The organism is Brevundimonas sp. Root1423, assembly GCF_001426805.1.
In genome coordinates, this window is record NZ_LMFL01000008.1 from 72,398 (window position 1) to 85,512 (window position 13,115).

7 protein-coding genes and 1 pseudogene are annotated in these 13,115 nt (G+C 67.8%); 2 read left to right on the forward strand and 6 right to left on the reverse strand.

What is annotated here, in order from left to right:
• Positions 1 to 116: 116 nt before the first annotated feature.
• The gene (locus ASD25_RS05705; protein ID WP_056615408.1) at positions 117 to 1,451 is read left to right on the forward strand and encodes an MFS transporter; all 1,335 of its coding nucleotides are present in this window, start codon (positions 117 to 119) and stop codon (positions 1,449 to 1,451) included.
• 94 nt (positions 1,452 to 1,545) lie between these two features.
• Here the strand turns inward: ASD25_RS05705 and ASD25_RS05710 are convergent, their stop codons facing one another.
• The 4 genes and pseudogenes from ASD25_RS05710 to ASD25_RS05725 all read right to left on the reverse strand — a co-directional run bounded on the left by ASD25_RS05710 (position 1,546) and on the right by ASD25_RS05725 (position 8,398).
• The gene (locus ASD25_RS05710; RefSeq protein WP_056615411.1) at positions 1,546 to 3,951 is read right to left on the reverse strand and encodes a glucan 1,4-alpha-glucosidase; all 2,406 of its coding nucleotides are present in this window, start codon (positions 3,949 to 3,951) and stop codon (positions 1,546 to 1,548) included.
• An 11-nt stretch (positions 3,952 to 3,962) separates the two neighbouring features.
• The gene (locus ASD25_RS05715; RefSeq protein WP_056615414.1) at positions 3,963 to 4,892 is read right to left on the reverse strand and encodes an alpha/beta hydrolase; all 930 of its coding nucleotides are present in this window, start codon (positions 4,890 to 4,892) and stop codon (positions 3,963 to 3,965) included.
• A pseudogene (locus tag ASD25_RS05720) lies at positions 4,889 to 6,280 on the reverse strand (MFS transporter); the annotation flags it as partial. The pseudogene ASD25_RS05720 and the gene ASD25_RS05715, both read right to left, overlap by 4 nt.
• A gap of 48 nt (positions 6,281 to 6,328) precedes the next feature.
• Entirely contained in the window at positions 6,329 to 8,398 is a 2,070-nt protein-coding gene (locus ASD25_RS05725; protein ID WP_056615417.1) for a glycoside hydrolase family 97 protein, read from the reverse strand.
• Between the two features lie 89 nt (positions 8,399 to 8,487).
• Between ASD25_RS05725 and ASD25_RS05730 the strand changes: the two genes are divergently transcribed.
• A complete protein-coding gene (locus tag ASD25_RS05730) occupies positions 8,488 to 9,516 on the forward strand; it encodes a LacI family DNA-binding transcriptional regulator (protein WP_235562632.1) in 1,029 nt (342 codons plus the stop codon).
• A gap of 2 nt (positions 9,517 to 9,518) precedes the next feature.
• Here the strand turns inward: ASD25_RS05730 and ASD25_RS05735 are convergent, their stop codons facing one another.
• Positions 9,519 to 11,144 (reverse strand): alpha-glucosidase family protein, encoded by a 1,626-nt coding sequence (locus ASD25_RS05735; RefSeq protein WP_235562628.1) that lies wholly within the window; start codon positions 11,142 to 11,144, stop codon positions 9,519 to 9,521.
• Positions 11,141 to 12,961, reverse strand: coding sequence for an alpha-amylase family glycosyl hydrolase (locus ASD25_RS05740; protein WP_056615423.1), 1,821 nt, complete (start codon positions 12,959 to 12,961; stop codon positions 11,141 to 11,143). The genes ASD25_RS05735 and ASD25_RS05740 overlap by 4 nt, the downstream gene beginning before the upstream one ends.
• Positions 12,962 to 13,115 lie beyond the last annotated feature (154 nt).

Genomic DNA, 13,115 nt, shown 5'->3' on the forward strand with positions numbered 1-13,115 from the left:
GCGTCAGGCTACATTGGACATTTTGTCCCATACACGTTTTGCGCCTATACCGGCAGAGGTAGCAAGTGAGCCCGGGCGGCCTCGGCCCAGGCGGCCGTCATGTCTGCGAGTGGGAAATGAACGCACCAACCGGCTCCTCCACCTCCACTCCCCTCGAACGTGACGCCCGGCTGGTCAACGCCGGTGGTCATGAGGTCAAGCCGGACGAGATCGCCATCGGCGTGATCATCGGCCGCACCAGCGAGTTCTTCGATTTCTTCGTCTATGCGCTGGCTTCGGTGCTGGTCTTTCCGGCGGTCGTATTCCCCTACGCAGACCCGATCACGGGCACGCTTCTGTCATTCGCCGTCTTCTCGCTGGCGTTCGTTGCGCGGCCGTTCGGCACGCTGCTGTTCATGTGGATCGACCGCAACTACGGGCGCGGGGTGAAGCTGACGCTTGCCCTGTTCCTGCTGGGCGGATCCACCATGGCGATCGCCCTGTTGCCGAGCCACCAGAGTATCGGGACCCTGTCCGCGATCCTGTTGGGGGTGTTCCGGTTCGGACAGGGCGTGGCGCTGGGCGGGGCCTGGGACGGAATGCCGTCGCTTCTGGCGCTCAATGCGCCGAAGGATCGTCGCGGCTGGTATGCGATGCTCCCCCAGTTGGGCGCCCCTCTGGGCCTGCTCGTTGCGGCGGCCCTCTTCGCCTATTTCCTGGCCATCCTGTCGCCGGCCGACTTCCTTTCGTGGGGCTGGCGCTATCCGTTCTTCGTGGCGCTGGCGATCAACGTCGTGGCCCTGTTCGCCCGCCTTCGGCTGGTGGCGACGCCGGAGTTCGAGCGGATGTTCGAAAGCCGCGAGCTGCAGCCGTCTCCCGCCTTCGCCACCCTGTTCAAGGAATGGCGGACGATCGCCCTCGGCGCCCTCGCGCCGCTGGCGGCCTTCGCCCTGTTCCATCTGGTGACCGTGTTCCCGCTGTCCTGGGTCGTCCTGACCGGGCAGGAGGAGCCGATTCGCTTCCTGCTTATCGAGATCGTCGGAGCGGTGGTCGGGGTCATCGCCATGCTGGCCTCGGGGGTCATCTCCAACCGCGTCAGCCGCCGTCTGGTCGTCGCGGTCTCGGCGGTCCTGATCGCCGCCTTCAGCGGCTTCGCGCCGCAGTTGCTGAACGCGGGACCAGTGGGTGAGACGGTCTATATGCTCGTCGGCTTCGCCCTTCTGGGGCTGGCGTTCGGACAGGCGTCCGGCCTTGTCAATGACCGCTTCCCGCCTCAGCACCGCTACACTGGCGCCGCCATCGTCGCGAACTCGGCGTGGCTCGTCGGGGCCGGCTTCGCGCCGCTGGTCGCGCTGTTCCTGGCCCACCAGTTCGGCGTCTGGTCTGTCGGCGCCTATCTCCTCTCGGGCGCGATCTGCACGCTGATCGCCCTCGCCATCAACAGGGACTGGGGCGCGCGGACCGGCGCCTGACGCTCCACACCGAACTGTCCCGGGGCGGCAGGATTCTGATCAAACCGGTTATCGGGAGCCTCCAACCAGGTCGTTTACGCCGGTCGGCGGTACTTCATTGGGAGCCGTAGCGTTCCTCGACCGGCGCATAGCGGTCCCACACCGCACGGTCGGCCAGCGATCGCAGCAGCTTGATGTATTCGGCGTGCGTCCAGGCGAGGGGGGTGGCGGAGTTGGTGCCCTGACCGGGCTGGTAGCCGTGGGCGGTGGCGTCGCCCACGCCGTCCCAGACCTGTTCCGGCAGCAGCAGGCCGTCGTTGGCAAAGGACTCCATGCCGCGGACATAGGTCTGACGGATGAGGTTCAGCTGCGTCGTGTTCCAGTCCTGATCGGCGGACGGATGAGCCAGCAGGGCGGCCAGTTCGTAGTGGCCGCGCTCGCCGGTGAAGATGGGCCAGACCCGGCCGCGTTGGCCTGGCGTCATGCCGCCCACGCCGTAGTTGCCGCCCGTCTGGGTGTTTTCGCCGTAGCCGTCGTTGCCGTAGCGGCGGAAGCCCGGGACGCCGTTCAGGTCGTAGCGGACGCGGAAGCGGTCCTCGCGCTGCTGGTCGTCGTATTCCGGCAGGCTGGCGGTGATCGAGGCGGCGTCGGCGGCGCGGACGCCGTAGCGGACCAGTTCGAGGAAGCCGCCGTCGATGATGCGGTCCTCGGGCATGGCAGGCTGGCCGTTGTTCTCGCCCAGCGGCAGCTTGTCGTTCGGGTCCTCGTTGCGGCTGAGGCGCAGGAAGTAGCGGCCGTCGCCGTATTCGCCGGCGGTGGTGAACATCCGCGCTTCGACCTTCGACGCATAGTCGTCGGCGGCGGCCTGATAGCGGGCGGCCGAGGCCGGATCGGCCGAAGCGCGGGCGATGTCGGCAGCGACCGTGAGGCCGGTGATGACGGCGGCGGTGGTCGAGGGGGAATAGCCTTCCTGTTCCTCCCAGCGCTCCTGCTGGGTCCAGGGCGGGGTGATCTGGCGGTCGTTCCACAGAATGCCGGCCTTGCCGCCATCGACGAGGAAGTCGGCGGCGGGCTTGATCATCCGGGCGTACATCGCCGTCAGTTCGGCGTCGGTGATGAGGCCCGCCTTCCACAGCTTCCAGCCCAGCATGATGGGCATGGCGGTCTGGTCGAGCTGGACTCCTACCCATTCGATCTGGCCGTCGACGTGGGTCTTCTGCAGGAACCAGCCCGTCGCGCCGGTGTTGCCGGGCGTGTCGGCGCGGACCTGGACCTGGGGCAGGTAGCGGAAGGCCGCGACGGGCGTCTCCGCGTCGCCCAGCGCCATCAAGGCCATGGCCACCTGATAGAAGTCGCGCGGCCAGACGGCCTTGTAGCCGGTCGAGGATTCGGTGGCGTCGACGGTGTCGCCCCACGGATTGGACAGCGACGCGATCAGGGCGCCGGCGTGGGTGCGGTCCTCCTGCACCTTGAGCATAAGGGCCGAGGCGTATGCCAGTCTCCCGCCGTCGGTGGACTGTTCCGCGATGCGGGGCAGGTCGGTCAGGGAGGCGAGGTAATCCTCCCAACCGATGCGGTCGCCTTCGCCGTTGAAGCGGCGAAGGACCTCGTCGAGGCCCGTCACGAACGGTCGGGTCGCCTCGCGCGCTGCGGCGGGCTCGCTGTCGCCGAAGCCGATAACGAAATCGCGCGACAGGGATTCCCCGGCCCGGAGTTTCGGCAGGGCGCCCGTCAGCATGATGTTCCCACCCTCGGTTCCGGTGGAATCGTAGACGTGATCCAGACGGCCATCGGCGAGGTCGGTCAGGCCGTCGGAGACGCCGACGAAGCCGACGCTCTGGGCCTCGAACGCCGCGTTGGCCCACAGGGCGAGGTGAACGTCGCCTTCCGCCGCCTGGAGCATGCTGTAGCTCGTCGCGCCGTCCGCCGCAGTTTGGCTGAGGGTGGCGGTCGAATGCCAGCCCCGATCCCCGACGCCCGTATTGGCCATGTGTGGCTCAAGCAGGACGTAGGGTGTGGCGTCGCCTCGCAGGGCGCGGATGGAGGCGCGCACAACGAGCGCCTGGTCGTCGGGACTGACGTAGACGCGCTTCTCGATCTCGTAGCGTCCCTGCTTGTCCGTCGTGATGATCCGGTAGGCCGGTGACAGCGGCCGTCCCTGATCGTCCGTGTGCAGATATTCCGTGCGGCTGGTGGTGTCAGTCCCCTCGACGGACAGGCCCGTGTCGGTGACGACGGCGAAGCGCAGCTGCTTGATCTGGGCCTCGTGGATCAGGCCGTACATGGTCTCGGTCAGGACGCCGTCGGCGATAGAGAACCAGACGCGGGTGACGTCGCCGGTGCGGCCGCCGTCGCGGTACTGGCCATCGACATAGGCTTCGTACGAGGCCCCCGCGCCGGTCTTGGCGGCGTTGACCCACGTCGGTTGGTCGCCGGGGGCGCCGGGCGCGGTCTGCGCCATGGCGGCGCCGGCGAAGGCGGCGAGGGCGGCGCCGAGGGCGAGGCGGGAGATCATGCGCATGGGGGAACTCATCAGGCAGGCAGCAGAAAGGTGAGGGGGGCGTCGAGGCGCTGGTTCCACGAGGCTTCGTTGTGCTCGGCGCCGGGGAAGACGAGGCTGCGGAAGCGGTCGGGACCCCAGCCGGCGGCGCGGACGGTGTCGTCGATGCGCGACTGGAAGACGGCGTAGAAGGCGTCCAGCGTCTCGTCGCCGCGGTCGAAATACAGGCGATGGCCCCGTGGGTTCGGCAAGCCGTCGCGGACCACGCCGGTCCAGGCCGCGACCAGCCGTTCGCGCCAGGGCGCCAGGGCGGCCTCGTCCGTGATCTGGTCGATGCGGATGGGCCAGTGGGTCGAGACGCAGCCGGCGGCGCCGAAGACGCCGGGGTGTTTCATCAGGGCGTACAGCGAGATCAGTCCGCCCATGCTCGAGCCCATGACGACGGTGTCGTCGCGGCGCGTACGGGTGCGGTACGTCCGGTCGATGAAGGGCTTCAGTTCCTCGACCATGAAGCGGAGATAGCCGTCAGACAGCGGCGCGCCGCCGTAGATGGACTGGATGTCGGCGCGCATGTCTTCGGGCAGGGCGCGGATCAGGTCAGCGGGGATGTATTCGCGCAGGCGCAGCGGGGTGTTGTGGATGCCGACGACGATAGGGGTGCGGATCTGGCCGTTGGCGGACAGGCGGGCAACGTGTTCGTCGACGCCCCATTCCTTGCCATAGGCGGCGCGCGACCCGTCGAACAGGTTCTGGCCGTCGTGCATGTAGAGGACCGGGTAGCGGGCGTCCGAGGCTTCGTAGCCGGGCGGAAGCCAGACGGTGACGTCGCGCGGCCCGATGTGGGCCGAGGCCATTCGGGCGTGTTCGACCAGACGGCCCTCGGTCGGGGGGTCGGCGCGGGCAGCGGTCGCCAGCGGCAGGAGGGCAAGGCCGGTCAGAGCGGCGCGGCGGTCCAGCGTCATGCGGTCTCGGCCTTCGGCTCGGTGACCTTCAGGCTGCAGGCGGCGGCGATGAAGAAGCTGACGCCGCCGAGGACCAGGGCCCAGATGGCCTGGCCGTCGAACAGGCTCTTCAGCATCAGCCCCAGAATGGTGGCGGCCAGCAACTGGGGCACGACGATGAAGATGTTGAAGATGCCCATGTAAACGCCCATTTTCCGGCCCGGCACCGCGCCTGAAAGGATGGCGTAGGGCATGGACAGGATCGACGCCCAGGCGATGCCGACGCCGATCATCGGCAGCCACAGAAGCTGGGGATCGCGGATCAGGAAGACGCCGATGAGGCCGAAACCACCGAGCGCCAGATTGATGGCGTGCGCAGCCTTGCGGCCCGTGCGCCGGGCGATGACCGGAATGGCGAAGGCGGCGAGGGCCGCGACGCCGTTGTAGACGCCGAACAGGACGCCGACCCAGTTGGCGCCCTCGTTATAGGCGGCTGATGTGGTGTCGCTGGTTCCGTAGTGGACGGCTGTGACAGCGGCGGTGCTGTAGATCCACATGGCGAACAGGGCGAACCAGCTGAAGAACTGAACCACAGCGAGACCGCGCATGGTCTTCGGCATACGGAAGACGTCGTCGATGATCTCGGTCAGGCTGTTCGAACGGCGCGCGGCGTGCAGGGCGCCGACGGCCATCTGCAGCAGGCCGAAGCCGACAAGGAAGCCGAACAGGACGTAGAGCTCTTTTTCGAGTCCGGTGTAGGAAACCACGCCGATGCCGATGGCCCCGACGAAGCTCCAGATCAATCCGCCGATATAGTATGCACGGTGCGAGCGGGCGGGAGCCTGCCGGTCGTCGACGCCTTGGGCGGTCAGGGCGGCGGTGCGGGTGGTCTCGAAGGCGTCGATCTGTTCGGGGCTGTATTCGCGCGTCGAAAAGACGGTCCAGAGCACGGCCAGAAGCATGCCCGCGGCGCCGATGTAGAAGGACAGTTTGACCGAGTCCGGCGTCACGCCCTCGGGCGCGGTCGAGACGACGTGGAAGACGTTGGTCAGCAGCCACGGCAGGCACGACGCCAGCACGGCGCCGGCGCCGATGAAGAAGGTCTGCATGGCGTAGCCGCTGGTGCGCTGTTCGTCGGGCAGGTTGTCGCCGACGAAAGCGCGGAAGGGCTCCATGGTGACGTTGATCGCCGCGTCCATAACCCACAGGGTCGCCGCCGCCAGCCACAGGGACGGGGCATTGGGCATGTAGATCATGGCTGCCGACGTCAGGATGGCGCCGACGAGGAAGTAGGGGCGGCGGCGGCCCAGCGGGCCCCAGGTCCTGTCGCTGAAATGGCCGATGATCGGCTGGACCAGCAGGCCGGTCAGGGGCGCGGCGATCCACAGGATGGCGAGGTTGTCGACCTCGGTGGCTCAGGCGCGGGCGCGTACGCCAGACCGTGTCAGCGGCGGCGGTCATGCGCGGCGGCCCCGGCCCAGCGGAACGAAGCGGATGGCCTGGCCGCCGCCGGGGGCGAGGCGCAGGTTCAGGGTGTCGGCGGCGGTGACCTCTCGCGCCTCGATGACGATGGCCTCGCGGTTCGTCTTCCAGTGGGCGTCGGGTGCGTCGCGATAGATCTCGGCGCGGTAGCGGCGGCCGGGGTCGAGGAAGGAGAGGGGGGCGTCCAGCACGCGAGGGTGCTCGTCGGTCATGGCGCCGAGGAACCACTGGTCGGAGTTGCGGTCCTTGCGCGCGATGGTGACGAAGTCGCCGACCTCGCCGTTCAGGACCCGGGTGTCGGACCAGTCGGTGACGACGTCCTTGATGAACTTGAACGGGCCGGGGTTGGCCTCGTAGTTCTCCAGCAGGTCGGCGGCCATGACGATGGGGCTGTAGATGGTCACATAGAGGGCCAGCTGTTTCGCCCAGGTGGTGGCTATCCCGTCGGGCGCGCGCGTCTTCATGCCGAAGATGCCGGGCGTGTAGTCCATCGGCCCGGCGAGAAGGCGGGTGAAGACGAGGTTCAGTTCATGCTCGGGCGGGTTGCCGGGCTGGCCCCAGGCGCTGAACTCCATGCCGCGAGCGCCCTCGCGGGAAATCATGTTCGGATACGTGCGGCGCAACCCGGTGTCCTTGAACGGCTCATGGGCGTTGACCGCGACCTGGTGGCGGGCGGCCGCCCGGACGACGCGCAGGTGGTGCTGGGCCATCGGCTGGCTTTCGTGCCAGGCCAGCTGCGGCGAGCCGTCGGGGCCGCGCACGCGGGCGCCGCCGGCGTCGGCGACATAGCCGGTCTTCACCGAATGCCAGCCCAGCCGCTGGTACAGGGCGAAGCCGGCGTCCATCTGCTGTTCGTAGTGGAAGGCGTTGCCGCCGGTTTCGTGGTGGCCAATGATCTCCACGCCCTTCGATCGGGCGTAGGTCGCGATCCGCTCGATGTCGAAATCGGGGTAGGTCTCGGTGAAGCTGTAGTCCCAGCCGTTGCCGAACCAGTCGCCGTCCCAACCCTTGTTCCAGCCCTCGACCAGCACGCCGCCGAAGCCGTGCGCGGCGGCGAAGTCGATGTGTTTGATGACGTTTTCGGTGGTCGCCCCGTGCTTCGGACCCGAAGCCCAGGATTTGGTGTCGAGATGCATTTCCCACCAGACGCCGACGTATTTCATCGGCTTGAACCAGCTGACGTCACCCAGGGCATTGGGCTCGTTCAGGTTCAGGATCAGGCTGGAGGTGAGCAGATCGGCGGCGTTGTCGGCGATCTGGATTGTGCGCCACGGCGTCCTGAAAGGCGCGGTCAACTGGACCGCCGCATTGGTCAGGCCGGGCGTCAGGGCCGCCTTGAACCGTCCGCCCTCGACCCGGCGCAGGTTCATGCCGGAATAGTCGGTCAGGGCCGCCTCGTGGATCGAGACGTGCAGGCCGTCGTCGGTGCGCACCGTCAGCGGCGTCTGGGCCACGCCGACCGCATCGATGCGGGTGCGATTGTAGAGGTATTCCTCGCGGTTCCATTCGAAGGCGGGGATCCACCAGGCGGTGCCGGCGTCGGCGACCGCGAACTCGGTCAGTTCGGCGGCGATGTTGACGGTGGTCATGTTGGGCTGTTCGGGGACTTCGTAGCGGAAGCCGAGTCCGTCGTCGTAGAGGCGGAAGACGACGTCGAGCCGCCGGTTCGGGGCGTTGCGTTCGGTCAGGTGGACGCGCAGCTGGGTGTAGCGGTTGCGGATAAAGCGCTTCTCGCCCCACGGCTGCTCCCACGTGTCGTCATGGCTGGTCGGAGCATCGGCGGTGACGGTGAAATTGCGCTCCAGCTTCGGCGCGTCGGTCAGCAGGAAGCCGAGACGCGAGGGGGCGATCACGGTGCGGCCGAGGCGGGTGACGGTGTAGTCCGCGCGACCCTCGCCGGTGACCGAAACCTCGACGGACAGGACGCCGTCAGGAGACGAAGCGCGGGCGGCGGCAGGGGCCGGTGCGCCGCTCTGCGCGTGCGCCGCGGCGGGCAGCGTCGCCAGCAGGGCGGTGGTCGAGATCAGGAAACGGCGGGTCAGCATCGGGACGCACTCCACGTAACGGCACTTGCCAAGCGCGGCCGCAGCAGCGCAGAACAAGCAAGGTTTGCAGCAAATTTTGCAGACAGGACATCGATCGGAGCGCCCGCTTGAGCCGCAACACCCGTCTTGAAGATCTGGCCAAGCTGGCGGGCGTGTCGATCTCGACGGCGTCCCGTGCGCTGAACGACAGTCCGGCGGTCAACGCCCGGACCAAACAGCTGATCTGGAAGCTGGCGCGCGAGCACGACTATCCGTTCCGCCGCTACATGCCCGCCGGGCCCATCGGCGCCGACGGCGTGATCGCCCTGGTGACGCCGCGTCCGCAGGGGCGCGAGGGGCGGCTGAGCGACCCCTTCTTCCTCGAGCTTCTGGCCGGCGTCGGCGAGGCGGCGCGCGAACGCGGCTGCGACGTGATCATGAGCCATTTCTCGCCGACCAGTTACGACGACCTGTCGGCGGCGATGAACACGAGCCGCGCCGACGGCGTGATCTTTCTCGGACAGAGCACCCTGCATCAGAGCCTGAACCGGCTGGCCGAAACCGAGGGCCGGTTCGTCGTCTGGGGCGCCCAGATGTCGGATCAGGCCTATTGTTCGGTGGGGTCCGACAACCTCGCGGGCGGCCGACGCGCGACGCTGCATCTCGCGCGGCTGGGGCGCAAACGCATCGTCTTCCTCGGCGACCTCGACCCGCCCGAGGCCATGCAGCGGCATCGCGGCTACCTGGAAGCGCTGGCCAAATCCGGCCTCGAGGTCGATCCCGACCTGATCATGGAAGCCCATTTCGAGGTCGAGTCGGCCGAGGCTTCGGTCGACAGCCTGATCCGGCGCGGTGTGCAGTTCGACGGCGTCGTCTGCGCCTCGGACCAGATCGCCCTGGGGGCCGTGCGGGCCCTGCTGCATGCCGGAAAGCGGGTGCCCGAGGACGTCTCGGTCATCGGTTTCGACAATGTGCCGTTCAGTCGCTACAGCCGCCCCGCCCTGTCGACGATCGCACAGGACACGATGAAGGCGGGCCGTCTGCTGGTGTCCAAACTGCTCGACAACCCCGGCGATTCCGTCGGCCGGTCGGAGCGGATCCCCACCGACCTGATCGTGCGCGAGAGCTGCGGCGGCTGAGGTCATCCCGCCGCCAGAACCAGTCCGGCCATCGGCGGAAGCATGCCATCGACGGCCGAGCCGAGGTTGACCGCCTCGAGGACCTGATGGCCTTCGGGCAGGGTCCAGACAACGGGCTCGAAGCCGAGATTGAAGACGCACACCACACGTTCGCCGTCGTGGACGCGCTCGAATGCCAACAGGTCGTCGTTGCGGTCCAGCAAGGTCATTTCGCCGAGCATCAGGGCAGGGTGCGCCTTGCGGAAGGCGACGAGACGGCGCGTGGCGTGCAGCATGGATGAGGGGTCGCTCTCCTGCCGGTCGACCGACAGAGGCGCATGGCGCGGGTCGAGCGGGAGCCAGGGCTCGACCGTCGAGAAGCCGGCCTGCGGTAGATGCTCCGTCCACGGAATGGGGGTGCGGGCGCCGTCGCGGCCAAGCGTCTGCGGCCAGTTGGCGATGGCCTCGGGATCGACCAGCCGGTCGAAGGGCACGTCGGCCTGGGGCAGTGCCAGTTCCTCGCCCTGATAGATGAAGACGTTGCCGCGCAGGGTCATCAGCAGCAGCATCGCCATCTCGGCGTAGGCGCGCAGATCGCGACCCTCGGCCCAGCGCGAAATGGCGCGCGGGGCGTCGTGGTTCGAGAAGGTCCACGACGGCCAGCCCTGTCCGTCGCGTCCGTGCCACGCCTCGGCGCCTTCGCGCACCAGCGCCGCGCCCAGTGAAGGCGCGTAGAGGTAGAGGAAGCCGTAGGCGCTGTTCAGATGGTTCTCGCCCTGGGTGAAGGCCTGCATCTCGCGTTCGGCGTGGTCGCCGCCGACCTCGGCCACGCTGAAGCGGCCGCCGTAGCTGTCGGTCAGGGCGCGGATGCGGGCGATGAAGTCGACGATGCCGGGCTGGGACTGGTTGTGCACCTTGTCCTGGAAGTCGAACGGCCGCGTCCGCTTGCCGCCGGGAGGAAGGGGCGGGTTATCCGTTAGCTTCGGGTCATGCATCGAGAAGTTTATGGCGTCGAATCGGAAGCCGTCGACGCCGCGGTCCAGCCAGAAGCGGGCGGCGTCCAGCAGGGCGTCCTGCACATCCGGATTGTGCAGGTTCAGCTGCGGCTGCTCGGGCAGGAAATTGTGCATGTAGTACTGGCCGCGCCGGGCGTCCCAGGTCCATGCGGGGCCGCCGAACACGGACTGCCAGTTCGACGGCGGCGAACCGTCGGCCTTTGCGTCGGCCCAGACGAACCAGTCGGCCTTGGGCCCTGTGCGCGACTGCCGGCTTTCCTCGAACCATGCGTGCTGGTCCGAGGTGTGGGCGAAGACCAGATCGGTGATGATCTTCAGGCCCAGTTCGTGCGCCTTTTCGATCAGCCGGTCGAAGTCGGCGAGGGATCCAAAGATCGGATCGACGTCGCAATAGTTGGCGACGTCATAGCCGAAATCCTTCATCGGCGAGGTGAAGAAGGGGCTGAGCCAGACCCCGTCCACGCCCAGCGAGGCGATGTGCTCCAGATGCGCCGTGACGCCCGCCAGATCGCCGACGCCGTCGCCGTTGGTGTCGGCGAAACTGCGCGGATAGACCTGATAGATGACGGCGCCGCGCCACCATTCGGCAGCGTCGGGCAGGGGGGTCGGTTGTTCGAGAATCTGGGCGGTCACGCTGGTCTTTCGGATACGCAGACAAGATAGCCCAGGGCGGGCAGGGACACGGAGACTGAGCCCGGAGCGGCGCTGCGGGCGGGGCACGATCCAATCAGGGCGCGCCATTCGGCGGACCCGGTTTCGACGGCGACATTGACGTCGCGCGCCTCGGTCGAGGTGTTGAACACCACCAGGGTCTCGCCGTCATCATCCAGACGCGAGATGGCCAGAACGCCCGGCGTCTGGTCGGCGGTGCGCACCGCGACCCGGCCATGGCGCAGGCGTTTGTCGGCGGCGCGGGCGCGGCTCATTTCGGCGATGCGGCGGTACATGTCGGCGTTGGCGTCGAACGGGCCGGCGGCCGAACCGATGCGGCGGTCATCGGCATAGGAGGGGACGCGGGTCTCGAACATGTCCTGACGCGCGCGGCGGTCGTCGCCGTCGCCGGTGAAGCCTTGCTCGTCGCCGTAGTAGATGACCGGCACGCCGCGGCCGAGCAGGACGAGGGCGTGGGCCAGACTGGACCGGTCCAGCAGTTCGGCGTCGGAGATGTCGGGCTTCGCGTGCAGGATCAGGTGTCCGATCCGGCCCATGTCGTGGTTGCCGGTGAAGGTCGGCAGCTTCAGCGCCGTCTCGACGCCGCCGGCGTAGATGGCGTCCTCCATCAGCAGATAGCCCATAGCGTCGGGGTTCTGGACGCCCGTGACCATGTTCTGGACGACCCGCTGATAGGCGAAATCCAGCACCGTCGGCAGGCCGTCCACGACCGTGTGCATGGCCGCCGTGCCGGACTGGAAGTCGTAGGTTTCGCCGAAGATGTGGAAGTTCGGGATGCCCTTCGCCCGGGCCCGCTCGAGAATGGCGGGGACGAAGACCTGCCAGAACTCGGGGTTCACATGGCGGGCGGTGTCGATGCGGTAGCCGTCGATCCCGTAGTCGTCGATCCACTGGCCGTAGAGGTCGATGAAGCCCTGCACCACGCGGGGGTGTTCGGTGAACAGGTCGTCCAGGCCTGCGAAGTCGCCGTCCATACGGGCTTCGCTGTACCAGGCGCTGTTGCCCCGGTTGTGGTACAGGCCGACGTCGTTGAGCCAGGCCGGGGCCTTCACGGTCTGCTCGCCGGCGGGGACATACGGCGTGTACGCATAGGCCGGGCTCGTGAGGGTCGAGAAGTCGCCACCCGGCGCGCCGGTGAAGCCCGCGTTGATCGCCTCGCCCGACAGGCCGCCGCGGCGGCTGTACGGATAGTCGCCCTTCCACCGGTAGCCGCAGTCGTTCTGCGGGCACTCCCGGTAACGGATGACGTCGGCCGTGTGGTTGATGACGATGTCCAGATAGACCTTCATCCCGCGCGCATGGGCGGCGTCGACGAGGGCGCGGAATTCCGCATTGGTCCCAAGGTGCGGATCGATCTGCGTGAAGTCGGTAATCCAGTAGCCGTGGTAGGCGGCGCTCTCATGGCCGGGCGGGCCCTGAACCCATTTGTTCCGGAACGGCGGCGCGATCCACAGGGCCGTGGCGCCCATGCCCTGGACATAGTCGAGCCGTGCGGTCAGGCCCTTCAGATCGCCGCCGTGATAGAACCCCGTGTCGGTCGGGTCGTAGCCGGTGACCAGCCGGTCGCCGACGGCCCCGCCCCGGTCGTTGGCCGTGTCGCCATTCTCGAACCGGTCTGGCATGAGGAAGTAGATGACCTCGTCCTCGGCCGGTCGCTCACGCAGAGTCTCCAGAGCGGCGCCTGATTGGGCCCATGCGAGCGATCCGACGCCCGCGAGCGCGCCTCCCAGCAGGGCTGCGACACAGAATCGATTCCACCCGTTGAGGCGTCCCGTCATGGTCTGGCGTCCTCTCCATGTCCGCGAACGACGTGGCTCGCTGGATCAGTTTGCAAGATTTTGCAGCGCTAGGCGCATCTGTCAATCCATGGGCACAGATGTCTGAAATGAGGCAGTACGGGGCAGAATCGCCTTGTGCAGTGCAATAGAGCGT